Raw genomic sequence first — 24606 nt, 5'->3', positions numbered from 1 at the left:
GTGACCGCGTTCTATGGAGTGCTGGCATCACGCCGGCGGGCCAAAGACTCACACGGAGCAAGCGCATGAGCTACGAGCGGCGCCTGACCTTCAACCCAAGAATGCGCGGGTTGTCCGAAGCCGAGATCGCCGGAGTACTCGACGACGTGCGGGCGCATAAGGCCGCCGCAGGGAATCTAGCTAACGCCGATTTCAGCACGGCCGAGGACTACGCGAAGCAGTTCCCCAGGAAGAAGAGGCGGACACGGGGAAGCGCCATCGTGGTCGTAGGGGGAGTATTGGCGATCGCCTACATTCTCTTCGCGATCCTCCTCGCGATCCTCTTCAGAGTCGATATTCGAGAGTACGTCGGCACGATCACGCTCTGGCCGGGGCTCGTATTGATCCTTGCTGGACCTTGGCTGGATTCCTGACCGATTACTTCCAGCCAGCCGGAGCTCACGAGCCCGCTAAGGTTCCCCAAACGGGACGGTGACAACGCCAATCAGAGCTGCGAGATAATCGGCACTTACCTGTGGATTTGATCGCTTCGTGGCGGCATTCTGTGATCGCTTAGTGTCGCACCTGCGTAAGCCGATCATGCAGCGGGCGGTCAGTCGGGGGCAGCTGCGGAAGCCGAGGAAAGGACGTCATTGCGGACCGACCAACGGCCGACCGCTGCCGCTGTGCCAACGGTTGCCCATGGGATCAGCAGCAAGGGCTGCCAGCCGAGACCCAGGACGCTTCCCAGCAGCCAGAACGCGAGGGTGGGCACCGCGAAAAAGGCCCCGATGTGGATCCTTTGATTCCGGACTGGGCGCAGAAGGTAGGCCAACACCCAGGCCAGTGGCACCGCGAACACCAGGGAAACTCCGAAACCATAAAGAACAACCATGCCCAAAAGGCCCCATACATGCCCGCCGTCCGTGCCGTCTCTCGCGGCGGGCACGCCGTAGCCTGCCGCAACCAAGAGCAGCAGTAGGCCTACCCAGAGCGAAGTTGGCGATCAACCAGCCCTTGATAAATGCGTACGCGTCCAGGACCACCCTGTGTGATCGAACTGCCTGCGGCTGCGCCGCGTCCCCCAACGCCATGGGCCTAGCCTACCGATGCGCAAAACGTTCATGTATGTCCGCCCGATAGAGGATCGGCATACGCGACACCTAACCGCCATTCTGAACTGTGAAAAAACCGCCATTCTCTGATTGTGTCAACCTAAGTTGGCCCCGGTCTGACGGTTGAAAGAGGCCCCACCAGACTCAGAAAATGGCAGTGCGGCGGAGCTTAGCCCAGCTGGTGATGTCGGGTGGTGCGTGCTCGGTGAAGCCGCCGCATCGGACGCAGCCGGAACAGACACAAGTGCCGGCGGCATTTATATGTTCAGCGGAGGCCGGGTCCGTCCGTCGCGTTCAGGGCGGCCGACCATTTTTCCTCGATGCGCCCGTACCGCCAGACGGCCAGTGCGAGGACCCAAGCCAGGACGAAGAGCCCGGCGATTCCGTAGCCGACGTTGTTCAGGTCCACTTGTCCGATGGCCGCCAGCGGGCCGGTGGTGATGCCGGCCTTCTCGTCCAGGATGGAGACGAGCTCGATGGTGCCGATGATCAGGGCCACGGCCACGGAGAGGGCGGTGATGACCAGGTTGTAGTAGATCTTCCTGACGGGCCTGGCGAAGGCCCATCCGTACGCGAAGTTCATGAAGCAGCCGTCCACTGAATCGAGTAGGCTCATCCCCGCCGCGAACAACACCGGAAGTGTCAGGATCGCGTACCAGGGCAGCGCGAAGGCCGCGGCGCCGCCGGCCAGGACGAGCAGGCTGACCTCGGTCGCGGTATCGAAGCCCAGGCCGAACAGCAGCCCGACGACGTACATCTGCCAGGGCTTGGTGATGACCCGGGTTGCGCGGCCGAAGAAGCGGTTCATCAGGCCCCGGTTGTTCAGCTGTTCCTCCAGGGCTGTCTCGTCGTAGTCCCCGTGGCGCATGCGCCGGAAGACCTTGAGGATCCCGGCCAGGACGAGCAGGTTCAGGATTCCGATGATCCACAGGAACACCCCCGACACGCTGGTGCCGATCAGGCCGAGGACTTCGTGCAGGGTCGAGGCATCGGAACCGACCTGATCGGCCAGTGCGCGGATGCCGGCGGCGAGCAGCACGCAGAGCCCGAAGACGATGCTGGAATGTCCCAGAGAAAACCAGAACCCCACGGACAACGGCCGGGCGCCGTCGTGCATGAGTTTGCGGGTGGTGTTGTCGATCGCCGCGATGTGGTCCGCGTCAAAGGCGTGCCGCAGTCCCAGGATGTATGCGGTGACACCGAGCCCGACCCCGAAGACCTGGTCGGAGCCGACGTGCAGGTTCTGCGGGGCCACCACCCAGGCGAGTACGCCCCAGCCCGCTAGGTGCAGGACGATGACAACGCCGGCCATGGTCGCCACCGAGGCCCATTCCCGGCCGGTGAGGGCGTTTCTGATCCTTCGGCCCGGGGAAGTCCCGGAATAAGGGGCGGACTTCACGGCGCACCTCCGGATTCTGCCGCAACAGGCGGCGCGAGACCCGGCGGCCCGGGTCTAACGGAAGTTTACGCCCGCACGTTCCCCCGCCCAACGGGTCCGGGCCACTAAAACCTCACTCCGAGTAGGGGCGTTCGCCGCACCGACTTCGGCGGTTTCAGATGGCGGCTTGTTGGTTTCTGGTGTGTGCGAGCCGGTAGGAGTCGGTGCCCGTTTCGATGATGTTCCCGCCGAAGGTGAGCCTGTCCACGATCGCCGCGCAGAGACCGGGGTCGGTGAAGGTTTTCGGCCAGCCGGAGAAAGACTCATTGGAGGCGACCGCTACGGAGTTCTTCTCTTCACGTTCGGTGAGGACCTGGAAGAGGAGTTCGGCGCCGCGGCGGTCCAGTTCCATATGGGGTCGCTTCAGAAAACGGAAAAAATCGTACGCTAAGGGCGCATGGAGGCAGTTAACCACTGGTCCGCAGCTTGTCGATGGAAGCTGGCCAAAGTCCGTCCGTTTACGAACCTTTACCGGGCGGTGAAGGTAAAGAATGTCACAGGGGACGCCGCGGCTCCCTGTGCCCGGTAGAAGTCGAGAGCGTGCTTGTCTTCGTTGTCGGCTGGCACAAATACCTCGCCGAAGCCTGCTGCCGCTGCGGCTTCGCGTAGTTCGAGAACCAGCCTGCTTCCAACGCCCCGTCTCTGGTGATCCTGGCGCACTGCAAGGTCATAGATGAATACCTCTGACGATGGGGATCGCGTCATGGGCAGAGTGTGGGCGGTGATGCCGCCAACAATGTCGTCACCGGCGAATGCGGCGATGGCCCAAAACGAATCTCGATCGAGAAGCCAAACAAGATAGTCGTCGGTGAGCGGCTCGGCATCCTCTGCGAATACAGCAGCCATCATCGCGAACATGTCACGGGCCACTGTCAGATCGCCTCGGACGAGCCGCTTCGTCCAGAGTGTAGTCACTTTGCAATCGTGTCATGCCCGATCCGCACGAACAATGCCGTCTGCAACAGCAACTTGGGCTCAAATCACCACTCTGGATTAGGTCCGTCAGGGGAACCTCTATCGGACAGGTGGCGTTCGGTCATCTCTTCTACAGATATAGGCTAACGATCACGTATTTGGCTCATAATCGAGGCATGAGAGTGACTGGCACCGTGACTCATCCGAACGTTATTCGGTCCGCAGAGTGCTGGTCGACCACGTCAACTACATCCTCATGAATCAGTACCGGAACGAGCTCGGACTGAGCGGCAACCCCTGGGACCAACCCGCACCCACAGTGACCGACCTGATGCTCAATGGTCAGGTCACTGTCCTCGTCAATGGAGTCGAAGTGCCCGGCACGGAGGTCAATACGGACCGGTTCGTATACGGCATCGGCGCAGAACTAGCAGGCGGTGGCGTCGTGACCGCCGTGCTTCCACGCGCCGACCTCAAGCGCGTCCAGGTCCAGTTCACAAGCCGGAGATAGCGACCATGTCGTGGGGCACGTAAGCCGGTCCATTGGGGAACCCTCACCTGGACGCAATCACGCGGGCGCAATTTCTACGTGTGGCGTTTCTTGAGGGGACCCACTTACGGGCGGGCCCTTGTCATATACTCTACGCATAGGTAAACTATGCATAGAGTAATTCGAAGTGATTGGAGTAAGCCATGTGGACCACGGAGTACACGGGGACAACCGCTGTTTCACCGGAACGGGTATGGGTGACTTTGCGAGGGTTGCATACCGGCGAGCTCACGTACGAGGGAGCGGACGCCTTCGAACTGCATGGCCCATTTGCAGCGGGGACGGAGTTGACGGTCACTCCTGTCGGCCAGGACGCATTCGAGTCGACGATCGTTGAGTTGGTCGAGAACGAGACCTACGCGGATGAGACGCAATTCGGTGACTTGACGCTGCGATTCCGTCACGCTCTCGTGCCCATCGGTGATGGCGGCACGCGAGTAACACACCGGCTGGAGATCAGCGGCACGGACGCGGACGAGGTGGGGCCGCAGCTTGGCCCGCAGATCAGTGGCGACTTCGACGAAACGATGTCCAAACTGTTCGAGTTGGCCTTGAGCCGTCCATGACCCTCTTTCCCGAAGGCCCTGAGTCCAGCCCGGGTTTTCTGCTTTGGAACGCCACACTGCGATGGCAACGCGCAATTGCCGCAGCACTCGGTCCGCTCGGACTGACTCATGTGCAGTTTGTCCTGCTCGCAACAACGTGGTGGTTGAGCCAAACCGATCGCGCCCCCAATCAGGTGCAGCTGTCCGAGCGCACAGGCTCTGACGCCCGCATGACCTCTGCGGTCATCCGTCGTCTTGAAGCCAAGGGACTGCTGGAACGACGACCGGACGAGCGCGACAGCCGGGCAAAGATCATCCACCCCACAGCGGAAGGAATCGACCTTGCTCGCCGAGCCATCACCCTCGTGGAGAACGTCGACCACGAATTCTTCTCTCCGGCAGACCAACCAGAACTCCTACACACGCTGCAAGCCCTGGCCGGGGTGAGAACACTCAACTGAGCACCGCCCGCACACCAACGAAGAGAACGCCACCAACGCATCCCCGTAGAGCGTGCTGCTCAGTGCAGCTCGCGCCGCATGAGTACGCGCGGGAATCGGTTAATCACCGAGTCCGTCTCAGCGACCTTGGTGAACCCGCCCCGCTCGAACAGCGCACGAGTACCGACGTAGGCCATAGTGAGGTCGACCTTCTCGCCGTGGTTGTCGACCGGATAGCCCTCGATCGCGGGTGCGCCGTGATCGCGGGCGAACTGCACGGCTCCGGCCAGCAGGTGATGCGATATGCCTTTGCCACGGTGCCCCGGTCTCACCCTGATGCACCAGACCGACCACACATCGAGGTCATCCACATGCGGGATCTTGCGGTTTCGGGCGAAGCTGGTATCGGCGCGGGGATGCACGCCGGCCCACCCCACAACCTCATCGCTCTCGTAAGCGAGCACCCCCGGCGGAGGATGCTGCCCGACCAGCTCCTTCACGAGAGCTCCGCGCTCGGGACCGCGCAGCGCAAGGTTCTGGTTCGACGGGATGCGATAGCTCAGACACCAGCAGACGTTCGCATCAGGCCGCTTCGGTCCCACCATCAACCTCACGTCCTCGAACACCGTTGCGGGACGGACTTCGATGACCATGTCGCCACACTGCCACCCGTGCACAGCATCAGCAACAGCGCTGCCCGCACCGGCACTGCCGGGAGGCGACCGAACCGACCGTTCAACCGACAGAGCGGTGTCCGGATGAGGATCGCCTTACGGGCGAACAGCCGTTGTGATTAGGAGTTACTCTGTTGTTCTGCAAACCTGACCATCACAGCCGCATCCTGCTTGTGGAAAGTACGCCAGTCTGAGCCAACGTCGATCCAATGCGCGGGTTGACCAACTTCCGGCAGCAGCCTCGTCGCAGGGTCGGCGATCGCCCAAAAGGACAAGTTCAGCGTCGCTGACCAATCCGATCTGTATGAGCGGGCAGCAGCGAACGCCGGGCGGTCAGCAACGACTAGTTCGAGACCTGTCTCTTCGGCATGCTCGCGAACGGCGCCCTCGCGCGGGGTCTCCCCGGGGTCCACCCGTCCACCAGGCGGGACAAGGCCCCGCCAGCGATGCTCAACGACGAGTATGCGCTGGAAATCTGAGGAGAACACCCACACATCAGCGGCCAATGGGCGCGGATCTGCTCGCCAATTGGACTGGAACCACGCCAGGAGCCCATCTTCAGCTACGTGCGCGATGGACATGTCACGGATGGCCGCATCAACACCCCGCTCGTCGTGCAGCGCCGGCACCCGGTCCGGACTAAGAGGGGGGAGCCCCGAGCGTATTGTCGAGTCGTCTGCGTGGATGTTGTGTGAGTGCACCCTCCAACCGTACGTCGTGATTTCCGCCGCGGCGCCCGGTGGAGGATCCTTCAGCGTGCATTGTTGGCTTAACAGCTTCCGTGCAACATGCTGCGATAGACCTTTATACAGGTAGTGGTGCCATCTTTGATTCCGCTATTAGTTCCGCGATTTGAAGAGCGTTCAGAGCTGCACCTTTGCGGAGGTTGTCTCCGCTAATGAACATTGCCAGCCCTCGACCTTCTGGTATTCCTTCATCGGCTCGGATTCGCCCTACAAGAGAGACATCCAACCCTGTGGCTTTCAACGGCGTCGGAATTTCCGTGAGGACTACGCCAGGCGCTTCGGCCAGAAGTTCGACGGCCCGGCTGACAGGGAGAGGAGTAGCGAACTCCGCGTTGACGGACAGCGAGTGCCCAGTGAAGACAGGCACGCGCGTGCAGGTGCCGCTGACCAGCAGGTCGGGCAGTTCAAGGATCTTCCGACTCTCGTGACGGAGCTTCTGTTCCTCGCTGGTTTCAAAGGACCGTCATCGACGAGCTCCCCTGCGTACGGGATGACGTTGAACGCAATAGTTTCGGCGAATATCTTCTCGGCAGGGAATTCGATGGAGTCACCATCGTGCAACAGGTTCAGCGAACCCTGCTCTGATGCGACAGCGACTTCCTTCGCCAACGCAGGGCCGGCGCCTATCCCGACACCGGAGACGGCTTGGTACGTGCTGATGATCAGGCGTTGTAGTCCTGCTTCGCGGTCAAGCACCTTCAACGCCGGCATTGCGGCCATCGTCGTACAGTTGGGGTTGGCGATGATGCCTTTCGTGGCGTTTTCGATGGCGTGGGGGTTTACTTCGCTGACGACCAGCGGAACGTCGGGATCCATGCGGAAAGCCGATGAGTTATCAATGACTGTCGCTCCCGCAGCGGCGAAGCGTGGCGCCAGATCTCGTGCCGTGGATGCTCCGGCCGAGAAGATTGCGATGTCCAACCCTGCCGGATCCGCCGTTTCAGCGTCCTCTACGAGGATCTGGTCATCACCCCAGGGGAGAAAGGTGCCCGCACTGCGGGCTGAGGCGAAAAAGCGCACTTCCAAAATGGGGAAGCTGCGTTCCCGAAGTAGCTGCCTGACCAGGGCCCCGACCTGACCTGTGGCTCCTACTACCCCGACGCTCATCTTCCGTATCACGCGCATCAACTCCACCATCTGCAATTAAGGACGATCCAGGTTCTCGAAAACGAGCAGGATCGGCACGTCCGAGAAAACTCAAAGCACGTGCCTTCTCACCCTAACGAGTCCTCCACACTCGAGGCCGCCTCCGTACGGTCTGTTGCGCAATGCGAATGAGAGCGGCCAGCCGCAATCCGGCGAACCAAGCGGAACACCACTGCGTTCTGTCCCGCAGAGGGATCCTTTACCGGACACTCCACCGGATAACTCAGTTCCTAAATGCTCACATGCCGCGGGAACCACCCGTTCAGTTTGCATTTCCGGTAATCGGACACGAACCGGGAGTAGGGTCGAGCTGTGAATCCTACAGGGGGCCGACAACCATGGACCTTCGCGGCGGTGTGCGTGATGGTCGCCGCGCTGACGCTCCTAATGTTTGGCCCGCCTTGGGTGTCGGTGATCGAGCTGCTGCCTGGCTATGTTGCGGCGTACCTGCTGATCGGAGTGTGCATCTTCGGTCCCGCCCGGAAGTTGCCGCCGCTGCGGCAAGCCGTGGCGTTCCTGCTGCCCGGCGCCCTGCTGGTTCCCCTGGCACTTCTGAACCTGGGTTTCTGGGCCGGCGGCTGGCTGCTCGGCCTGTCCGCATGGGGACTCCTGCTCAGCCGGTGGACACCAGAGGACCAGCTCAAGCCTGTCCAGCTGCTGAAGTTCCTGGGGCTGATGGTGCTGGGCCTGGTGATCTTCACGTTCAACGTCATTTACCCGGTCTGTAGCCTCGGCCTGTTCCTGCTGCCAATCATTCCGCTCGCCCGGTTGGCCTACTCCGAGTACCGGGCAAGAATACTGCAGGCGGCCGCGGAGGTTCTCCTGGCCATAACTGTTGTCGTGCTGGCCCTTGTGATCCCCACACCTGAAGGGTCATGGTCCTCACCCTTGACCTACGCAGGCGGAGCGGCAACCGCAGGCCTGATGATGGCGTATTGGGCTTGGGGGCTGCCCCTCCGCTCTTCCCGGCTACGGCAGCTCAACAACGGGGCTGTTGTCTAAGCGCTGGTTCTCCTGCTCACGCTGCCCGTTAGCCGATCATGCATCGGGAGGTCAGGCGGAGGCAGTTGCGGAAGTAGAGGAATGGACCTCCTTGCGAACTGCCCAACGGCCGATTGCTGCTGCTGCGCCAACGGTGGCCCATGGGACCAGCAGCAAGGGCTGCCAGCCGAGACCTAGGACGCTTCCCAGCAGCCAAAACACGAGGGTGGGCACCGTGAAGAAGGCTCCGATGTGGATCCATTGATTGCGGACCGGGCGCAGAAGATAGGCCAACACCCAGGCCAGTGGCGCCGCGAAAACCAGGGAAACTCCGAAGCCATAAAATACCACTATGCCCAAATAACCCCACACGTAGCCGGCATCGGTACCGTCCCGCGCGGCGGGTACGCCGTAGCCTGCCGCCACCACGAGCAGCAGTAGGCCTACCCAGATCGAGGTGGCGATCAGCCAGCCCTTGATGAACGCGTACGAGTCCAGGACCACCTTGTGTGATCGAACTGCCTGCGGCTGCGCCGCTTCCCCCCACGCCATGGGCCTAGCCTACCGATGCGCAAAAGCTTCCCGCATGTACCGAGAGTCTGGCCGCCCGCTGGGGGATCCCTCAGCGGGACAGTCGGTTCTAACGCCACCCGCTATCGGACAAGAACAGATTCTGATCGAGCCGCCATCAGAGTGTGAAAACTGTTCCAGTGTCCGAGTTTCACGCGGTTGGCGGGTAACGCCGCTATCGGTGCTGGTGAGAGTCGGTTGCGCGCGGTTGGGTCTGGCCCCCGTAACCGCGCGCAACCGACTCTAGGTGATCGCAGTACTCGTGCCACCACGCCGGGTCCACGGCTGCCATATTGTCGTTGCCGTCCCGGTGTCCGACGCTGCCGTCGGCCAACTCACGCACGGGTGCGGACCTGCGAGGGGTGGCCGTCGTGGGCGCCCGGAGCCCGCTCGTCCCATGGTTTCCCGGGCTGACGGTCTGACGGGCTGAACCGGCGGCCGGCGGTGCAGGAACCGGCCCTCCGCCGCCCGGTTCCTTGTCAGTGCCCGGGCCGGGAGTTAGCCTGATCCACGGGGGGCACGAGGAGGGAAGCCGCGGCCGGGAGGTCCGGCATTCCCGGACAAAGGAGTCTGTCAATGTCGACTGTTTCCGATCCGCGCAAACCTGGCCCGCCCAGCGGGTCCCGCGGGCAGCAGCTCTGGTGCACTCGATGCCAGACGGCTGAACACCTGATCATCGAATCCATCGACACGCTCCGGCCGGCGCGCACAGGGCTGGTCGAAGTCACGTACACCTGCGTTGAATGCGACTTCTTCTACTTCCACACCGCCTCCGTGGCCGGCGTTGCTGAGGTCCTGAACCGGCCGGGCCAACGATCCGGGGTGCTTCAGTTCGGCGGCAACTACCTGCATTGCGGGGAACCGATGACGGTAGCTGGATCCCAGCAGCGCAGCGTCCACGCCACGCTCTCGACGGAACTGACCGGTGAAGGACCCCTGGAGGTGTACCTGCGCACCAGGGTCCTGCACTGCAGCTGCGGGTTCCACATGGAAATACCCGACTGACAAACACCGGGCTCCCTGCCGTCTTCAGGGCACGGGTCAGCCCGGACCGAACTCGCAAAAGACGCGCACCTCGACCAACAACGCCTCGCAGGATCGGGGCTGAGCCTGGGACATACGCTGGGAAGCCGTGACGGGGTTGACGCCCTGCTCGCTGAAGCCGAACGCGCGGGAGGTAAAGTAACCGCCGCCGCACATGAGCGCCCTTGGGGAATTTACTCCGGGTACTTCAGCGACCCCGACGGCCACCTGTGGGAAGCCGTCTACTTCATGCCGACCACCACCCACACCGAATCGACGTCCGCTTAGGATTCCTCATAAGGAAACGAAACGGCTGCGCAGAGGGCTTCTGACGGTGATGGTGTTATTAAGCCGTGGGGCGGCGTGACTCTTCGACTGACTGACGCTTTTTGAAGCTGTCTTGTGCGGAGACGCGGCCTTCAATTCCCATGAAGGGGCCAGTCGCCGGAATGGTGCGTCGTGTAGGCGTTAGCCGGAGAGGGCGGCCGAGGCTGTGCTGGGGCTGGTCGTTTCTCCGTCTCTCTCGAGGAACGGTTCGCCGTGAGTGAAGTGACCGACGGGTTCCAGGTGGGTGAGGCCGGTGGCGTGGGCGACGACGTCGGCGAGTCTGCCATTTCGGTCGAATGCCTGCCGCTGCCGCCTGGCCCCCGTGCCGTGATCAATGATCCTTTGCAGTGACTGCACGACGTCGGCGGAATCGCCTGCATCGTGCAGTGCCTCACGGACATGGCCGTAGAGCGCGTCGAAGACATTTCTTGCGGTGTCTGGCCGGTGCCTTACCGGGTGGAGGAGCTCCCCGCCAGCCCCCCAACGGCTGGCTAGCCATGCCCCCTGCCGCAGGATTGTGGCGGGAACCATGTCCGGTGACTGTCCGACCTCCCATTCCCGGGCAGCGGTCTCCACCAGCGCCCGGACCAACGCGGCGATCAGTGCGGCGTCGCGGGCATCAAGGCAAACATCGGCCACCCGGACCTCGACAGTCGGGTGCCGGATGGACAGACGCGCGTCAAAATCCGGGCTGGTGACGACCCCTGTGCCCGACAGGTCCTCCACCAGCGAGTGGTAGGCCTGTGCCGAGCCGAAGACCTCTGTGGGCCCGGCTGTGGACCACCGATTCCACGCCTGGTTTCGGAAACTGGCGTACCCGCTGTCTGTGCCGTTCCAGAACGGGGAATTTGAGCTCAATGCAATGAGCGGCGGCAGCCAGGATCTGATCCGGTCCAGGACCGCGACGCCTTCCTCATCGGAGTCCACAGAGACATGGACGTGGAATCCGCAGGTCAGCTGCTCGCGAGCCGTAAGAGCGTACTTTTCCATCAAGGCGTCATAGCGGTCGTTGAGGGTAGCGTGCGGTATGGCCGGCAGCGGAGACGTGGCCAAGGCAGCGATCCTCGCGCCCGCCATCCGGGCCAGCGAATCGGCATAGGCCCGTCCCGCCCGTATCTCGGCCGAGAGTCCGCTCAGGCTGGCGTGCGGGTGCGTAATGACTTCGAGCTGCTCCTGCTGAAGCTCGGCGGCCAGCATCTGGAGGGGTGCCAGATGGTTCACCGCTTGGCGACCGGGATCGTGCAGGCGAAGGACCTCTCCGGCCAGGGGCAGAGGGTACCCGCTGTCGGGATCCACGAGCAGGAATTCTTCTTCAACACCAAAAGTACGCACACGCTAAGTGTGACCGACGAAAATGACAAACCGACGACCACGAGTCAGCATCGGCGCGCAGGGGCTGTCGGACGCCCCCAAAGCGAACGCCAGCCTTGCCCGCAACACTATTTCACTTCCAACACCATCGCGATCGCGGACCAATCCTCAGGTACTGTCTGCGGGCTCGCCGGCGGCGAGTGTCAGCGTGGCACCATCGATCCTCTCGGCAAGGTGTCGGGAAATGCCCCATCAGACCCAATCGGAGAAAGGGACTCCTGGAGGTTAGTTGACAGCTAGATCTCCAGGCCCAGATCCTTCTTCTCCTGCGCCCAGACCGCTTCCGCAGCGGCGTGCCGCTCATTAGCCAGGGCGGAGGCTTCGGCCCAGCAGGCCCCGGCCAGGCGCGCGGCCTGTTCCAACACCGCTGCCGGGGTCGCGGCGAGACGGCCTCCCGCGGCCTGCTTCTCCTCCACCCACTCCTTCAGATAACGGGTGGCGTCGGCGTTACTCACACCCGCCGCCGCCCGCACCGTCCAGACGGTAGGCCGGCGCCCGGCACTAATCTGCTCCGCAGCAGCAAACACACGGTCTTTCACACTCAACACCACGATCGAATTCGCCTGCGCCGCCCGGCCCTTTCCGCAACCGCGAGCTCGGCCGGGCCGGGCGGGGGACCCAATAGCCCGCCGTTGCCGAGGATCCACGGTGCCGGCCCGTCTTCCAACACATTCGGACGGGTTTGTCGGTGGCGGCGTCCGCGCGATGCGGCCGGGGCCGGCATCACGGAATGGTTACAGTATGCGTGGAAGCCATCCGGGCCGGCGTTGTTGCCGAAGTACTCCTGACAGAGAAGAACCCGCCCCGCTGAAAATCCGCGGCCCCGCACCACGGCCGCTGCAACGGGTCAGGACCACCCAAATGACTTCAAGGAGTACCCCCATGCGCACTTCCCTCAAGACCTTCGCCGGGATTGCCGCCGCCGGTTCACTCATGTTTTCCCTGGCCGCCTGCAGCCCGTCCAACTCCAGCTCCTCGGCCCCGGCCAGCACCGCATCCGCCTCCTCCGCGGCTTCGTCGGCCAAGCCGCTGGCTTCCATCCCGGCCCTGACCGGAACGTCCACCGCGGTCAAGCTCGACGCGTCCTTCGGCAAGGCCCTGGAGACCCTGAAACTCACCCCGGGCGTCATCGGCACCGCGGCGCTGACCGACGGCTCCCTCATCTTTCCGATCACCGGCGGCAAGGTCGATTACTACGACCCCGCAAAGGACTACCGCCCGTTCGTGCAGGGCCTGATCAGCCACGCCGGCTCCGGGTTCTCCCTGACCGCCGGGGACACCAAGGTCGATTTGACCAACTTCACCATCGACCCGGGCACCTCCAAGCTCTACGGTGACGTCGCGGTCAACGGCACGGTCGCCGCGAAGCAGGCCTACATCTTCAACCTCGACGGCTCCACGCTCAAGCCACTGGCGAAGGCCGGCGACACCGCGATCCTGGAAGGCACCCGCGTGCTGATCTCCGACACCGCCGCCGGCCTGCTGAACAAGACCTTCAAGACCGACGCCGTGAAGGCCGACATGCTCGTCGGCATCGCCAAGATCACCGTCAACACCAAATAACACCCAGGAAGACCTGCCGGAGGCATGGTCTGCACCGGCGGGAAGTGCCGCGGCTCCTCCCCAGCGGAGCGCCGCGGCACTTTTGTGTTTATCGATCGTGGCGTGTCCGGGGCCGGATGCGGCGCACAGCCCCTAGCGTTGAAGGATGTCCAAAATGACCGGAGCCGTGGTTGACGTTGTCCTGCCGTGTTTGAACGAGAGGGGCGCCCTGGGGTGGGTGTTGTCCCGCATGCCGGACGGATACCGGGCCATCGTGGTCGATAACGGTTCCACGGACGGCTCCGCTGAACTCGCGGCGAGTCTGGGCGCGGTGGTGGTCCGTGAGGACCGGAGGGGGTTTGGGGCCGCCGCCCATGCAGGCCTGCTGGCGGCAACTTCAGAGTTCGTGGCTTTCTGTGACTGCGACGGTTCCCTCGACCCGGCCCGGTTGCCGGGGCTATTGGCTCCGGTCATGGACGGCACTGCGGATCTGGTGCTGGGCAGCCGTCGGCCGCAGCGCGGGTCTTGGCCCCTGCACGCCCGCGTCGCTAATGTTCTCTTGGCGTGGCGGCTCCGGCGCCTGACCGGGGAACGGGTGACTGATCTCGGACCCATGCGGGCTGCACGCCGGGCCGATCTGCTTTCCCTTGGTCTTGAGGACCGCCGCAGCGGTTACCCCTTGGAGATGTTCCTCAAGGCGAGCCTGCGCAACTGGCGGATCGTGGAGATGCCCGTGCCCTATGCCCCGCGCACCGGCAGATCGAAGGTCACCGGAACGGTCCGCGGAACGCTGACGGCGGTGCGGGACATGTCCGCCCAGCTCAAGGCAGCTGCGGCGGCTTCGTCTTCCGGACCGGTCCGGAATCCCGGCGGCAGCGAAGAACCTATATGAGGAACAGCATGGATCTGATAGTAGCGGTCATCGCCAAAGAGTGCCTTCCCGGGCGGGTGAAGACCCGGTTGAGCCCCCCGCTGACGCCAGGGCAGGCCGCATCCTTGGCACAGCTGAGCCTTAGCCGCACCCTGGAAACGGTCCGGCTGCTCCCGGTACGGAACCGGCTGCTGGTCATGGACGGCACCCCGGCTGCGGCCGACGCTGAATACTTCACCGTTGTGCCGCAGTCATCCGGAGGGCTGGACGAACGTCTCGCCGCCATCTGCGATGCAGCCACAGGCCCGCTTCTCATCGTCGGTATGGATACACCACAGTTCTCAGCGGATGATGTGGCTCCGCTGCTTCAGGACTGGTCAACGCAAGCAAATGTTCACGACGCCTGGCTGGGCCCTGCCACGGATGGCGGTTTTTGGGCTCTCGCGCTGCGGCGCCCCGTCGGAGAGCTGGTCCGGGGGGTGCCGATGTCCACCGAGAGGACCGGTGCCAGCCAGTTCGCCCGCCTGTCCGCCGCAGGGCTAAGCGTCGGAATGCTTCCCGAACTGCGGGACATGGACCACTTCAGTGATGCACTCGAGATCGCCGCCAGGATTCCCGGAAGCGGCTTCGCGCGTGCCGTGGAGGAAGCCGCGCTCCAGGTGCGGGGCTCTTCACGCGCGGCCGGGGCAGCCCGATGACTGCCGTCGGTGTCGCTTCTGCCGCCAATTTCGGCCAAGGCCACAATGAGCCATACGCCCGGGCGCTTGCGAACGGGTCCGGCACTCTGACCCTTCGTCCGGACAGCGGGCATCACCAGGCCGAGTCGGTGGACTTCGACGTGCGCAGCTGGTGCGGGGAGGCCACCGTGCTGGAGCGTTCGCTGCTGCGCAGCCTTCAGGGGCCGGTCCTGGACGTCGGCTGCGGACCGGGGAGGTTGCTGGCTGCCGCACAGCGAATCGGCCTGGCGGCCCTGGGCATTGATACCAGCGCTGAGGCGGTCGGGCGGGCGCGCGGGCGCGGTGCCCGCGCACTCGAACAATCAGTTTTCGCCCCTGTGCCCCATTCCGGTCTGTGGCAGTCTGTCATTCTGCTGGACGGCAACATCGGCATCGGCGGAAGCATCACGTCCCTGCTGCGCCGGTGCAGCCAGCTCATCGCCCCTTACGGGACGGTCCTGGCCGAGGTGGAAGCCGACGATGACCTGGACGTCGTCTATTCCGCCGTGCTGGTGGACCAGAACGGAAACCAAAGCGCTCCTTTCTTGTGGGCCCGGACGGGCAGCGCGGGGCTCGTGTCCCGGGCAGCGCGCAGCGGGTGGACCGTTACCGCCATCGAACGCGTTCAGGGCCGCGTCTTTTGCCGCCTGTCGCCCGCCAGCATGCGTGACAGGATCATGGGGTGAGCGCCATTCCCCCCTCATCAACCGGTGTGGCCGGCACCAGGCTCCGGTTGTTCGTCGTCCTGCCCGTGCTGTTCCTCGTGGCCGCGGCCGTGCTGTGGTGGATGGTTCTGCCCGGAAACCCGTTCGAATCCGCACCGATTGTCGGCAGCTGCCTTTCGTGGCTGGTTCTGGTTGCGGCCCTGAGCCTCCTGCGGCACGTGCCCCGGCGGCAGGTCGGCGCCCTGATCATCGCAGGCACGGTACTCCTCGGCCTGGTTGCGGTGAGCGCCCCTCCGCGGACCAGCAACGACTCCGCCCGGTACGCGTGGGACGGGATCGTGCAGAAGGCGGGACACTCCCCGTATTCGTATGTGCCCGTGGATGAGACTCTTGGCAACCTGAGGCCGGGGTGGCTTTTCGCGCCGGGCGCTTCCGGCGCCGATGGCAGGCCACTATGTGCCAAGGACTTGTTCGGCACGGAGTCCGTCGCGGCCTTCGGCTATCCGTCCGGCAATCCCCTGTGCACCGCCATCAACCGGCCCCACGTGCCCACCATCTATCCGCCCACGGCCGAAATCTACTTTTTTGGTGTCCGGGCCGCCGTCCCGGACTCGGTCGGATACCTTCCCTTCCAGCTCGGAGGGCTGCTCATCAGCGCGGCCGTCGGGATCATGCTGCTCGGCGCTCTGGCCAAACGCGGCCTGCCACTGCACCTCGCCGCCGTATGGGGCTGGAGCCCGTTCGTGCAACTTGAGGCCGTCAACAACGCCCACGTTGACTTGCTGGGCGCCGCCTTGATGCTCGCCGCCGGAATGCTGCTCGCCGGCGGCAGGCCTCTCCGCTCGGGAGTAGCCTTCGGGGCGGCCGTGGCAACGAAACTCATTCCGGCCATCGCAGCCCCCGCGTTGTTGTTCCGGCGCCCGGTCCGCTTCATTGCCGCCGCGGTCCTGACTTTCATCCTGCTGTACGTGCCCTATCTGGCAGCGGCCGGGGCCGGCGTTCTGGGTTTCCTGCCCGGCTATCTCAAAGAGGAGGGCTACAGCCAGAGCGGCGGCGTCCGATTCGGCCTCGCGCAGATCATTTCCGCCGGCCCCTGGCCGCCGGTCCTCAGCGCCGCCGCACTGGCCGTCGTTGCTCTCGGCGTGCTGCGGCAAACACGCGCAGGCAATGTCTGGGAGCAGCAGACCGTCATGATCGGGCTGACGTTGCTCATTGTCAGCCCGAACTACCCTTGGTATGCGCTGATGCTGTTGCCGTTCATCGTCCTGAGCCGGCGGTGGGAGTACGTGGGGGTGATCCTTGCCCTGGACTTCGTCTACATGGTCCCTACCCTCGCACCCTTCAGCGAGCCGCTGGATCAGATCGTGCTTCTCATGGCGGCCGCTGCCATCGCCGCAGGAGCCTGGCTGCGGCGCCGCGGCGAGCTTCGACGGGCCGCCGTCGACGGTCTCAGGTCCGAAGCGCCGGGCCAGGTGGTTTCAACCCAGTGAACGGCACCCGTCCCCCGAACCACCGCTACCCCGAATGGCAGGATTGCATTATGGACACAGCATTTCCCGACGCGCCGCAGCCGCGCATCGGCATCATCGGCGGCTCCGGCACCTACCGGCTCCCCGGCGCAACGGTCCTCGCCACCGTCGACGTCGATACCCCCTACGGGCCGCCCTCGGGGCCCGTGACGCTTGCCGACGTGGCCGGACGGACCGTAGCGTTCCTCCCCCGCCACGGCGGTGACCATTCGCTCCCGCCCCAGAAGATCAACTACCGCGCCAACCTCTGGGCACTCAAGAACCTCGGAGTCGAGGCGGTGCTCGCGTCCTCGGCCGTGGGCGGGCTCCGGGAAGGCTTCGGACCTGAGACCTTCGTCGTGACCGACCAACTGATCGACCGCACCTGGGGACGGGCCGACACATTCTTTGACGGCACCGTCGCCGACGGCGTCGCCCCCGCCGGCGTCCAGCACCTGCCGGCCTCAGAACCGTTTTGCCCGACTCTGCGTTCACACCTGGACGCCGCTCTGGCGGCGCATCACCTTCCCTACGCCCCGCAAGGAACAGTAGTGGTGATCAACGGACCGCGCTTTTCAACGAAGGCCGAGTCACGGTGGTACGTGACCGGCGGTGCCGACATCATCAGCATGACCCAGTACCCCGAACCCGTTCTGGCCACCGAATTGAACATGGGTTTCGCCAATCTGGCCTTCATCACCGATTCCGACACCGGACATGACGGTTCCGATCCGGTGACGGCCAACGCTGTCTTCTCGCGGCTCAAGGACGCCCAGCGGAATGTCCTGGCTGTCCTCGAAGCGACTGTCGCAGCGATCAGTGAAGACTACTCCCCCCGGCCGCTGATGGACCCGGAAGCCGTGCGCACGATCATGGCACTCCCCGCCGTCCGGGAAGCTGCGACCATCTGATGAGACTCCTCGTCACCGGCGGCGCCGGCTTCATCGGTTCCCACATCGTCGACGCAGCCCTGGCCCGGGGCTGGTCCGTGCGCGTCGTGGACTCCCTGGACCCGGACCTCCATCCCCGGCCGCCGCTCTTTGACCCGCAGGTGGAGTTTGTGATCGGCGACGTCACGGACGCGGCCACGGTCGATTCAGCATTGCAGGGCATCGACACTGTCTGCCACCAGAGCGCGAAGGTCGGGCTGGGGGTCAGCTTCGCAGACGCGCCGGACTACATCCGCAACAACGACTACGCCACGGCCATCCTGCTGGCCGCCATGGAGCGCCGGAGCATCACCCGCCTGGTCCTGGCCTCCTCGATGGTGGTCTACGGCGAGGGCGCCTACACGGACTCTGAGACCGGCCTGCCCGCCAGGCCCGGTCCCCGCGCCGAGGCCGACCTGCGCGCCGGCATCTACGATCCCCGCAACCCGGAAACAGGAGACGTCCTGGTCCCGGCGATGGTCACCGAGGAAGCGCCCCTTGATCCGCGGAACGTTTACGCGGCATCGAAAGTCAGCCAGGAGCACCTTGCCGCCGCGTGGGCACGCAGCACCGGCAGTGCGGCGGTCGCCCTGCGCTACCACAACGTTTACGGCCCCAGGATGCCCCGCCCCGGGATACGCCCTACGCCGGTGTCGCTTCCCTGTTCCGCTCGGCCCTGGCCCGGGGTGAGGCGCCGCGGGTCTTCGAAGACGGCGCCCAGCGGCGCAGCTTCATTCACGTCCGGGATGTCGCCGCCGCGAACATCGCCGCAGTCAACTCGCTCTCCTCCGGAGGAAGCACTGGCTTTCGTGCCTATAACGTCGGTGCGGACGAGGTACGGACGATCGGTGACGTGGCCGCGGCACTGAGTAGATTCAGCACCGGCCCGGCCCCCATCGTGACCGGTGAGTACCGGCTGGGCGACGTCCGCCACATCACGGCGTCCTCCGAGCGCATCAAGGCGGAGCTGGGCTGGGCTCCGGCCGTGGGCTTCAGCGACGGCATGCAGGAATTCGCCGCCGCTCCCCTGCGCGGCGAACCAGGCTGACGCGTCCCGGCGGATAACAACAAGTGATCATCGGCGCGGGCCGCGCACTGATGGAACGTGTGCCTGTCGTGCTTCACTCATGATCCTCTGCCGGGCCGTCATCAATGCCGCCCGACGCCGTGGGCATGGGAGTGTGTCCGCCGCGGGGCACGGTGCCGTCCCGGCCGCAGGGGCCGGTGTAACGGATTGATCACGGTTGGGGGGTGTCCCATCCGGGGCGGGTTTGTTCCCGAAGTACTCCTGACAGACAAACGCCGGCCCCGCCGGGGATTCATGGTTTTACGCCATGTCCCCCGGGGAACGGACAGGACCACCCATCAATGACTTCAAGGAGTACCCCCGTGCGCACCTCCCTCAAGACCTTCGCCGGAATCGCCGCCGCCGGTTCGCTCATGTTCTCCCTGGCCGCCTGCAGCCCGGCCAGCAACACCTCAGCCGCACCCGCTTCCTCGTCGTCCTCCGCGTCCGCAGAAGCGCCCAAGCCGCTGGCCTCGATCCCGGCCCTGACCGGGACCAGCACCGCGGTCAAGCTCGACGCGTCCTTCGCCAAGGCCCTGGAGACCCTCAAGCTCACCCCGGGCGTCATCGGCACCGCCGCACTGACCGACGGGTCGCTGGTCTTCCCGATCACCGGCGGCAAGGTCGACTACTACGACCCGTCCAAGGACTACCGCCCCTACGTCCAGGGCCTGATCAGCCACGCCGGCTCCGGCTTCTCCCTCACCTCCGGGGACACCAAGGTCGACCTGACCAACTTCACCATCAACCCGGGCACCTCCAAGCTCTACGGTGACGTCGCGGTCAACGGCACGACCGCCGTGAAGCAGGCCTACATCTTCAACCTCGACGGCTCCACCCTCAAGCCCCTCGCGAAGGCCGGCGACACCGCGGTCCTGGAAGGCACCCGCGTGCTGATCTCCGACACCGCCGCCGGCCTGCTGAACAAGACCTTCAAGACCGACGCCGTGAAGGCCGACATGCTCGTCGGCATCGCCAAAATCACCGTCAACACCAAATAACACCCCCCGGGAAACCTGCCGGAGGCATGGTCTGCACCGGCGGGAAGTGCCGCGGCTCCTCCCCACCGGAAGGGCCGCTGCACTTTTCCGTGCTGTGGCCGCCGGTCTTCGAATCAGGCCAGCTGTCCCGGCCGCCTCGAGTCCTCACGACCTTGCCTGGCCGTGAGGCCCCGCCTGACCCTGAAGAGTGGTGTGATAAGAGCATGCAAAAGCCTGACCCGCAGGGGCTCACCGAGGCGCTGGCCGCCAGGTTCGCCTCGCCGACGCGGAGCACCCGGTTAACGGTGGTCCTGGGACGGTGGCTCGGGGTGAGCTTCACCGTCTGTTTCCTGACCGGTTTGTTCAGCCACGGACTGCAGAATCCGCCCTCGTGGATGTTCTTCCCCACGAGCCCGGTCTGGATCTACCAGCTGAGCCAGGGACTGCACGTCACGGCCGGGATCGCTTCGGTCCCGCTGCTGCTGGCCAAGCTCTGGTCCGTTTACCCGGAACTGCTCAAGTGGCCGCCGGTCAGGTCACTGGTGCACGGCCTCGAGCGGGCCTCGATTGCCCTGTTCATTGCGGCCTCACTCGTGCAGCTGACAACGGGGCTGATCAATACCTACAAGTGGTACCCGTGGCCGTTCCCGTTCCGCGAAACGCACTACTGGATGGCGTGGGTCATCTGGGGATCGCTGCTGCTGCACATCGCCGTGAAACTCCCGGCCATCATCGAGCACTGGCGCGCCCGCCCCGGAAGCGGGCCCGAAGTGACCTTCGACCACCCGGCCGCCACGCCCGGGACGGCGCTTCCCGCTGCGGCACCGGATCCAGGGCGCTGGTCCCGGCGGGCGTTCCTGACCGCTGTCGGCGCAACCACCGGCGCGGTCGTGCTCACCACGGCCGGGCAGTCGTTTTCCTGGCTCGGCCCGCTGAATCTGTTCGCCCCGCGCACAATGGGGACCGGTCCGCAATCCGTGCCCGTGAACCGGACAGCGGCCCAGGCAAAAGTGACCGACCTCGCCCAGTCCGGCGACTGGACGCTGACCGTCACACACCACAACACTGCCCGCAGCTTCACCCTCGCGGCCCTGAAGGCCCTCCCCCAGTACGATCAGGAACTGCCCATCGCCTGCGTCGAGGGGTGGAGCCAGACGGCCCGGTGGCGCGGCGTGCGGATGCGGGACCTGATCAACGCCGCCGGCGCACCCCCGGACTCGGCCGTGCGCGTGACCAGTCTTGAACCAGAAGGCGCCTACCGGCTCATGTCCATGCCGGCCGAGTATGTCCAGGACGAACGGACACTCGTGGCCCTGGAACTCAACGGCACCGTCCTGGACCTGGACCACGGCTACCCGGCCCGGATCATCGCCCCTGGCCGCCCCGGTGTCCTGCAAACCAAATGGCTGCACTCCGTGGAGGCCCTGTGAACCCGCGAAAAGCACCCGTGCCTGTCAGGACGGCCCGGATACTCCTGGGCGCGGCCGGGACCGGGCTCGCCGGGTACGGCCTGCTGGGCCTTCCCACACAACTCGGGCCGCCCCAGCTCGTGGGACTGCTGACCTGGATGGCCCTCGCCCTCGTGCTGCACGACGGCGTGATCGTGCCGCTGTCCACCGTGGCCGGCGCGGGACTGACACGCCTGGGATCCGGACTTCGCCCGGCCTCAGCCGCCGTGCTGCGCGGTGCCCTGATGGCGGGCGCCGTGGTGAGCCTGATTACCGGACTTTTGCTCAAGGCGCAATCCGAGGCGCGCAACACCACCGTCCTTGAGGCTGACTATGCCGGGAGGCTTCTCTGGTTCTGGACCATCCTCGCCCTTGCTGCTGCGGCGGCGGTCTACGCCTGTGAACGGGCCGGACGCACCGGGGCCTCCACCGGTAACAGGGTGCAGAAGACACGGCCCTGAAAACGCTGCGTCGACGTCAGCGTCCGGCCCACGGCGAACGCCCGGGACCCCGGCCCGGCCCGCGGCTACGACACCATGGGCTTCGCCGGACACGGCTCCATGGCGATGCTGCCGGGGTCTTCCAGGTCCCCATCGTCCACCTCCTCTTCGGTGTCGCCGGCATCGCCATGGCCCGCACCGGAGCGGCAGCCAGAAACTGCCTCATCGGCGGCGGCGCGATCTACCTCATCCTGTGGATCTACTGGCTCCTCACCGGCAGCGGCGCCTCCGCAGCGAACTTCCTCCCCCTCAACTCCACCGACAACTGGCTGCACCTCCTCCTCCTCGGCCTCGGCCTCGGCATGATCACCACCGGCGTCGTCCTCACCCGCGGCCGTGACGCCGACCGGAACGTCTAATCCCACACCGTCACGAGCGAAACCGGGCACGGTGTTCCCGGCCCCGACACACTGCCGAATCCCAGCATCACCACCGACCGGATCTCTTCTCGGACGGTGATGAGCACCTCTCTACCTTGGACCACCCCGCCACCCGCATCTTCGCGTCCTGATTCATCTCCGGGGTCACACACACCCGCCCGCAGCACCCATCCCTGGTCCGCGCGCCTCCGAATCCATACCAAAACCACCAGAGACTAACGGGACGACGGGACGGCTCGCATGGCCACACCCGGAACGTCGAACCCGCCGCCCCCTGCCGGGGTCGACCCGGTCATGCACGCCGCGGCCCCATATCCTTCGGCTCAGCTGCCTCCGGCGGCCACCCCGGACACGGCCGGCGTCCCCGGGGAGGGACTTGATGAGCGAGTCTGACCCGCCGGGAGGCTTCGCGGAAAACATCGGCCAGGATCTGGCGGAGGGACGGGTGCTGGAACTCGCGGAACTGTATTCCGCCGATGCCCTCAGCGCCGGGGAAGAAATCGCCATCGACCAGTTCCTTGAGGCCTCCCCCGGGCCGGTCCGCCGCGACTTTTTCCTCCGGGTGGAACACACGCGTGAAGCACTCGCGGCGGCATACGGGACCTTCGTGGAAGACCCTCCGCCGGAGCTGCTGATTCGAATTCTGGCCAAGCTGGCGCACCCGAGAGGATGAGCGGACCACCGGGGCGCCGCCATGACGCGGTAGTCCGTTGCACACCAAAGGCCGCTGCTCCACCCCTGCCGCAGGTGGGGATCGTCGTGCCGGCCCGGGGTCGTGGCCAGGTCAGCGGCTTACCCGCAAAACCCTGGTTTGCCACGCTGCTGCGAGACGGGTTTGCCCTCACGGCCAGCGGGGACAACGGCGCCTTCGCCCCGGATCGGTGGCGTGGTGTCAGGCGTGCTTGTCGGATGCGGTGTCGTCCGGCTGGACCGACCAGGACGGCGGCTCATCTTTTCCGGTGCTCTCGTCGTGCTCGGCGTCACCGCTCGTGGCCTGTGTGATGCCGGGCGCGTGGTGAACCGGTGCATAGACGGCGTACAGCCGCAGGGGCTCCTCGCCGGTGTTGATGACGTTGTGCCAAGTACCGGCGGGCACCTGGATGGACCACCCGTCGGAGACATCCTGTTCGAAGTCCAGCCGGTCGGCGGAAGGACCCATCACGCACCGGCCCTGTCCGGCGTCCAGGCGCAGGAACTGGTCGGTGTCGGGATGGGCCTCCAGCCCGATCGACTCACCGACCGGGATGGACATCAGCGTGACCTGGAGGAACGTCCCGGTCCAGGCGACGGTGCGGTAGTTCTCGTTGGTGACGGTGGCGTTCTCGATATCGAACGCGTTCGGGCGCGGCCCGTTGTCGATGATGTCCATGCTCGACACTCCCTTTTCTATTGACTGAAACATAGTCCCTCCTCCCCGGCACAGCAAAGGACTCGTGACACTCCCGAAGCTGTGCACGCTCTCCTTGGATGCCGACCTCCCCTGCTGTTGATTGACTGCACCCGTGTCGGACGAGCACATCCCCCCATTCTGGCGAGGCTCACCTACCGGGGCTCGGCCAGCGCATGAATTGGCTGCGCGCCGGTGTTCTCGGCGCCAACGACGGCATCATCCCGGTCGCCGCGCCCGTGGTGGGCGTGGCCGGTGTGTCGACCGATATCGGGCCGCTGGTCGTCGCGGGCATCTCGGGCCTCATCTGCGGCGCCGTCTCGATGAATCGGCCCGGGTTTCGTTCTATCGGCGTCCCTGTGCGGCGTGTGCCGGTTGGGCTGACTCGAGGTCAGCGTAGTACGCCTGCCCGACCTGGAGGGGTGTGCACATGTCGAGTTCGCCGTAGAGGCGCTGGTTGTTCCACCACCACACGTATTCGAGCGTGGCGAACTCGACTTGTTCCACGGTGCGCCACGGCCCGCGCCGACGGATCAGTTCGGTCCTGTAGAGCCCGTTGACGGCCTTGGCGAGACCCTTGTCGACCGCGCGCCGACAACCCCTGTCGACGGCTTCGCGCCGAGCTCGACGATTCTGTCCGTGTAGACCAGGGCGAGGTAGTCCGACCCGTGATCTGAATTAAGCCGAATTCGGCTTAATTCAGATTAAGCCGAGGTAATCGTTAAGCCGAGGGTGGGGAGTTTGCCCTTGTGGTTCGGGGGTCGCGGCCCTGTTTCCCGGCTTAATGTTTCGTG

The 24606-nt window shown here is 65.0% G+C and carries 28 protein-coding genes and 6 pseudogenes; 22 read left to right on the top strand and 12 right to left on the bottom strand.

Annotated elements, in window-relative coordinates; all coding sequences use genetic code 11:
• Positions 1–65 precede the first annotated feature (65 nt).
• Positions 66–413, top strand: a complete 348-nt coding sequence (locus J9611_RS13355; RefSeq protein WP_211880822.1) for a hypothetical protein — start codon at positions 66–68, stop codon at positions 411–413.
• 179 nt (positions 414–592) lie between these two features.
• Here J9611_RS13355 and J9611_RS13350 read toward each other — a convergent pair whose 3' ends face one another.
• The 4 genes and pseudogenes from J9611_RS13350 to J9611_RS13335 all read right to left on the bottom strand — a co-directional run bounded on the left by J9611_RS13350 (position 593) and on the right by J9611_RS13335 (position 3447).
• Positions 593–874 carry a hypothetical protein gene (locus J9611_RS13350; RefSeq protein WP_211880820.1) on the bottom strand — a complete coding sequence of 94 codons (282 nt, stop codon included), beginning with the start codon at positions 872–874 and terminating at the stop codon, positions 593–595.
• A gap of 485 nt (positions 875–1359) precedes the next feature.
• Positions 1360–2493: a Nickel transporter NicT gene (gene nicT / locus J9611_RS13345; RefSeq protein ID WP_307857099.1), complete on the bottom strand. Its 1134-nt coding sequence runs from the start codon at positions 2491–2493 to the stop codon at positions 1360–1362.
• Positions 2494–2647: 154 nt separating this feature from the next.
• Positions 2648–2887: pseudogene (locus tag J9611_RS13340) on the bottom strand (ATP-binding protein); the annotation flags it as partial.
• Positions 2888–3000: 113 nt separating this feature from the next.
• A complete protein-coding gene (locus J9611_RS13335; RefSeq protein ID WP_211880818.1) occupies positions 3001–3447 on the bottom strand; it encodes a GNAT family N-acetyltransferase in 447 nt (148 codons plus the stop codon).
• 226 nt (positions 3448–3673) lie between these two features.
• Between J9611_RS13335 and J9611_RS13330 the strand changes: the two genes are divergently transcribed.
• The 3 genes from J9611_RS13330 (at position 3674) to J9611_RS13320 (ending at position 5003) form a co-directional block, all read left to right on the top strand.
• Entirely contained in the window at positions 3674–3958 is a 285-nt protein-coding gene (locus tag J9611_RS13330; protein WP_211880816.1) for a hypothetical protein, read from the top strand.
• 182 nt (positions 3959–4140) lie between these two features.
• Entirely contained in the window at positions 4141–4563 is a 423-nt protein-coding gene (locus J9611_RS13325) for an SRPBCC family protein (protein WP_211880814.1), read from the top strand.
• The gene (locus J9611_RS13320) at positions 4560–5003 is read left to right on the top strand and encodes a MarR family winged helix-turn-helix transcriptional regulator (protein ID WP_211880812.1); all 444 of its coding nucleotides are present in this window, start codon (positions 4560–4562) and stop codon (positions 5001–5003) included. The genes J9611_RS13325 and J9611_RS13320 overlap by 4 nt, the downstream gene beginning before the upstream one ends.
• 59 nt (positions 5004–5062) lie before the next feature.
• Here the strand turns inward: J9611_RS13320 and J9611_RS13315 are convergent, their stop codons facing one another.
• From J9611_RS13315 to J9611_RS13305, 3 genes and pseudogenes are all read right to left on the bottom strand, one after another.
• Positions 5063–5635: a GNAT family N-acetyltransferase gene (locus J9611_RS13315; protein ID WP_211880811.1), complete on the bottom strand. Its 573-nt coding sequence runs from the start codon at positions 5633–5635 to the stop codon at positions 5063–5065.
• Positions 5636–5775: 140 nt separating this feature from the next.
• Complete coding sequence (locus J9611_RS22355; protein ID WP_211880837.1) at positions 5776–6237, bottom strand: NUDIX hydrolase; 462 nt, start codon at positions 6235–6237, stop codon at positions 5776–5778.
• A 223-nt stretch (positions 6238–6460) separates the two neighbouring features.
• A pseudogene (locus tag J9611_RS13305) lies at positions 6461–7509 on the bottom strand (aspartate-semialdehyde dehydrogenase).
• A 351-nt stretch (positions 7510–7860) separates the two neighbouring features.
• On the opposite strand from J9611_RS13305, the gene J9611_RS13300 reads away from it, so the two are divergent.
• On the top strand, positions 7861–8550 hold the full coding sequence (locus J9611_RS13300) for a hypothetical protein (RefSeq protein ID WP_211880809.1): 690 nt from the start codon (positions 7861–7863) through the stop codon (positions 8548–8550).
• A gap of 51 nt (positions 8551–8601) precedes the next feature.
• Here the strand turns inward: J9611_RS13300 and J9611_RS13295 are convergent, their stop codons facing one another.
• A complete protein-coding gene (locus J9611_RS13295; protein ID WP_211880807.1) occupies positions 8602–9081 on the bottom strand; it encodes a hypothetical protein in 480 nt (159 codons plus the stop codon).
• A gap of 594 nt (positions 9082–9675) precedes the next feature.
• On the opposite strand from J9611_RS13295, the gene J9611_RS13290 reads away from it, so the two are divergent.
• A complete protein-coding gene (locus tag J9611_RS13290; RefSeq protein WP_211880805.1) occupies positions 9676–10104 on the top strand; it encodes a hypothetical protein in 429 nt (142 codons plus the stop codon).
• A gap of 15 nt (positions 10105–10119) precedes the next feature.
• Positions 10120–10410: a VOC family protein gene (locus tag J9611_RS22770; RefSeq protein ID WP_211880836.1), complete on the top strand. Its 291-nt coding sequence runs from the start codon at positions 10120–10122 to the stop codon at positions 10408–10410.
• Positions 10411–10590: 180 nt separating this feature from the next.
• Here J9611_RS22770 and J9611_RS13280 read toward each other — a convergent pair whose 3' ends face one another.
• Positions 10591–11781: a glutamate--cysteine ligase gene (locus tag J9611_RS13280; protein ID WP_211880803.1), complete on the bottom strand. Its 1191-nt coding sequence runs from the start codon at positions 11779–11781 to the stop codon at positions 10591–10593.
• A gap of 275 nt (positions 11782–12056) precedes the next feature.
• A complete protein-coding gene (locus J9611_RS13275) occupies positions 12057–12347 on the bottom strand; it encodes a DNA-binding protein (RefSeq protein ID WP_307857101.1) in 291 nt (96 codons plus the stop codon).
• Positions 12348–12702: 355 nt separating this feature from the next.
• Here J9611_RS13275 and J9611_RS13270 point away from each other — a divergent pair, with 355 nt between their 5' ends.
• From J9611_RS13270 to J9611_RS13215, 14 genes and pseudogenes are all read left to right on the top strand, one after another.
• Positions 12703–13383, top strand: a complete 681-nt coding sequence (locus J9611_RS13270) for a hypothetical protein (RefSeq protein WP_211880801.1) — start codon at positions 12703–12705, stop codon at positions 13381–13383.
• Positions 13384–13537: 154 nt separating this feature from the next.
• Positions 13538–14254, top strand: a complete 717-nt coding sequence (locus J9611_RS13265; protein ID WP_211880799.1) for a glycosyltransferase family 2 protein — start codon at positions 13538–13540, stop codon at positions 14252–14254.
• A gap of 8 nt (positions 14255–14262) precedes the next feature.
• A complete protein-coding gene (locus J9611_RS13260; RefSeq protein WP_246527787.1) occupies positions 14263–14931 on the top strand; it encodes a TIGR04282 family arsenosugar biosynthesis glycosyltransferase in 669 nt (222 codons plus the stop codon).
• A complete protein-coding gene (locus tag J9611_RS13255) occupies positions 14928–15635 on the top strand; it encodes a class I SAM-dependent methyltransferase (RefSeq protein ID WP_211880796.1) in 708 nt (235 codons plus the stop codon). The genes J9611_RS13260 and J9611_RS13255 overlap by 4 nt, the downstream gene beginning before the upstream one ends.
• Positions 15632–17104 carry a glycosyltransferase family 87 protein gene (locus tag J9611_RS13250; RefSeq protein ID WP_211880795.1) on the top strand — a complete coding sequence of 491 codons (1473 nt, stop codon included), beginning with the start codon at positions 15632–15634 and terminating at the stop codon, positions 17102–17104. The genes J9611_RS13255 and J9611_RS13250 overlap by 4 nt, the downstream gene beginning before the upstream one ends.
• A 50-nt stretch (positions 17105–17154) precedes the next feature.
• The gene (locus tag J9611_RS13245) at positions 17155–18033 is read left to right on the top strand and encodes an MTAP family purine nucleoside phosphorylase (RefSeq protein ID WP_211880794.1); all 879 of its coding nucleotides are present in this window, start codon (positions 17155–17157) and stop codon (positions 18031–18033) included.
• Positions 18033–18620 (top strand): annotated as a pseudogene (locus J9611_RS22535) (NAD-dependent epimerase/dehydratase family protein); the annotation flags it as partial. The gene J9611_RS13245 and the pseudogene J9611_RS22535, both read left to right, overlap by 1 nt.
• Positions 18608–18817, top strand: a pseudogene (locus J9611_RS22530) (NAD-dependent epimerase/dehydratase family protein); the annotation flags it as partial. The pseudogenes J9611_RS22535 and J9611_RS22530, both read left to right, overlap by 13 nt.
• Positions 18818–18904: 87 nt before the next feature.
• Positions 18905–19099, top strand: coding sequence for a hypothetical protein (locus tag J9611_RS22525; protein ID WP_307857102.1), 195 nt, complete (start codon positions 18905–18907; stop codon positions 19097–19099).
• Between the two features lie 341 nt (positions 19100–19440).
• Positions 19441–20118, top strand: a complete 678-nt coding sequence (locus J9611_RS13235) for a hypothetical protein (protein WP_211880793.1) — start codon at positions 19441–19443, stop codon at positions 20116–20118.
• 203 nt (positions 20119–20321) lie between these two features.
• Positions 20322–21527 carry a molybdopterin-dependent oxidoreductase gene (locus J9611_RS13230; protein WP_211880792.1) on the top strand — a complete coding sequence of 402 codons (1206 nt, stop codon included), beginning with the start codon at positions 20322–20324 and terminating at the stop codon, positions 21525–21527.
• Entirely contained in the window at positions 21524–22006 is a 483-nt protein-coding gene (locus tag J9611_RS13225; protein ID WP_211880791.1) for a hypothetical protein, read from the top strand. Before J9611_RS13230 ends, J9611_RS13225 begins: the two co-directional genes overlap by 4 nt.
• 167 nt (positions 22007–22173) lie before the next feature.
• Complete coding sequence (locus tag J9611_RS13220) at positions 22174–22404, top strand: DUF4383 domain-containing protein (protein WP_246527786.1); 231 nt, start codon at positions 22174–22176, stop codon at positions 22402–22404.
• Between the two features lie 400 nt (positions 22405–22804).
• On the top strand, positions 22805–23098 hold the full coding sequence (locus J9611_RS13215; RefSeq protein ID WP_211880789.1) for an RskA family anti-sigma factor: 294 nt from the start codon (positions 22805–22807) through the stop codon (positions 23096–23098).
• Between the two features lie 219 nt (positions 23099–23317).
• On the opposite strand, the gene J9611_RS13210 is transcribed toward J9611_RS13215, so the two are convergent.
• The gene (locus tag J9611_RS13210) at positions 23318–23827 is read right to left on the bottom strand and encodes a cupin domain-containing protein (protein WP_246527785.1); all 510 of its coding nucleotides are present in this window, start codon (positions 23825–23827) and stop codon (positions 23318–23320) included.
• Between the two features lie 161 nt (positions 23828–23988).
• Between J9611_RS13210 and J9611_RS22765 the strand changes: the two are divergent.
• A pseudogene (locus J9611_RS22765) lies at positions 23989–24132 on the top strand (VIT1/CCC1 transporter family protein); the annotation flags it as partial.
• Between the two features lie 25 nt (positions 24133–24157).
• Here the strand turns inward: J9611_RS22765 and J9611_RS22760 are convergent.
• A pseudogene (locus J9611_RS22760) lies at positions 24158–24355 on the bottom strand (IS3 family transposase); the annotation flags it as partial.
• Positions 24356–24606 lie beyond the last annotated feature (251 nt).

It is taken from the genome of Pseudarthrobacter albicanus (genome assembly GCF_018224015.1).
In the GTDB taxonomy this organism is placed as follows: Bacteria; Actinomycetota; Actinomycetes; order Actinomycetales; family Micrococcaceae; genus Arthrobacter; species Arthrobacter albicanus.
The sequence above is the reverse complement of the archived record's forward strand: the minus strand, read 5'-3'. Positions and strand labels throughout refer to the sequence as shown.

Excerpts from the sequence above, each read along its gene's own strand:
- J9611_RS13355 (WP_211880822.1), top strand. The coding sequence starts at position 66 with ATGAGCTACGAGCGGCGCCTGACCTTCAACCCAAGAATGCGCGGGTTG.
- J9611_RS13350 (WP_211880820.1), bottom strand. The coding sequence starts at position 874 with ATGGTTGTTCTTTATGGTTTCGGAGTTTCCCTGGTGTTCGCGGTGCCA.
- J9611_RS13325 (WP_211880814.1), top strand. The coding sequence starts at position 4,141 with ATGTGGACCACGGAGTACACGGGGACAACCGCTGTTTCACCGGAACGG.
- J9611_RS13320 (WP_211880812.1), top strand. The coding sequence starts at position 4,560 with ATGACCCTCTTTCCCGAAGGCCCTGAGTCCAGCCCGGGTTTTCTGCTT.
- J9611_RS13315 (WP_211880811.1), bottom strand. The coding sequence starts at position 5,635 with ATGGTCATCGAAGTCCGTCCCGCAACGGTGTTCGAGGACGTGAGGTTG.
- J9611_RS22355 (WP_211880837.1), bottom strand. The coding sequence starts at position 6,237 with ATGTCCATCGCGCACGTAGCTGAAGATGGGCTCCTGGCGTGGTTCCAG.
- J9611_RS13295 (WP_211880807.1), bottom strand. The coding sequence starts at position 9,081 with ATGGCGTGGGGGGAAGCGGCGCAGCCGCAGGCAGTTCGATCACACAAG.
- J9611_RS13290 (WP_211880805.1), top strand. The coding sequence starts at position 9,676 with ATGTCGACTGTTTCCGATCCGCGCAAACCTGGCCCGCCCAGCGGGTCC.
- J9611_RS13270 (WP_211880801.1), top strand. The coding sequence starts at position 12,703 with ATGCGCACTTCCCTCAAGACCTTCGCCGGGATTGCCGCCGCCGGTTCA.
- J9611_RS13265 (WP_211880799.1), top strand. The coding sequence starts at position 13,538 with ATGACCGGAGCCGTGGTTGACGTTGTCCTGCCGTGTTTGAACGAGAGG.
- J9611_RS13260 (WP_246527787.1), top strand. The coding sequence starts at position 14,263 with ATGGATCTGATAGTAGCGGTCATCGCCAAAGAGTGCCTTCCCGGGCGG.
- J9611_RS13255 (WP_211880796.1), top strand. The coding sequence starts at position 14,928 with ATGACTGCCGTCGGTGTCGCTTCTGCCGCCAATTTCGGCCAAGGCCAC.
- J9611_RS13245 (WP_211880794.1), top strand. The coding sequence starts at position 17,155 with ATGGACACAGCATTTCCCGACGCGCCGCAGCCGCGCATCGGCATCATC.
- J9611_RS13230 (WP_211880792.1), top strand. The coding sequence starts at position 20,322 with ATGCAAAAGCCTGACCCGCAGGGGCTCACCGAGGCGCTGGCCGCCAGG.
- J9611_RS13220 (WP_246527786.1), top strand. The coding sequence starts at position 22,174 with ATGGCCCGCACCGGAGCGGCAGCCAGAAACTGCCTCATCGGCGGCGGC.
- J9611_RS13215 (WP_211880789.1), top strand. The coding sequence starts at position 22,805 with ATGAGCGAGTCTGACCCGCCGGGAGGCTTCGCGGAAAACATCGGCCAG.
- J9611_RS13210 (WP_246527785.1), bottom strand. The coding sequence starts at position 23,827 with ATGTTTCAGTCAATAGAAAAGGGAGTGTCGAGCATGGACATCATCGAC.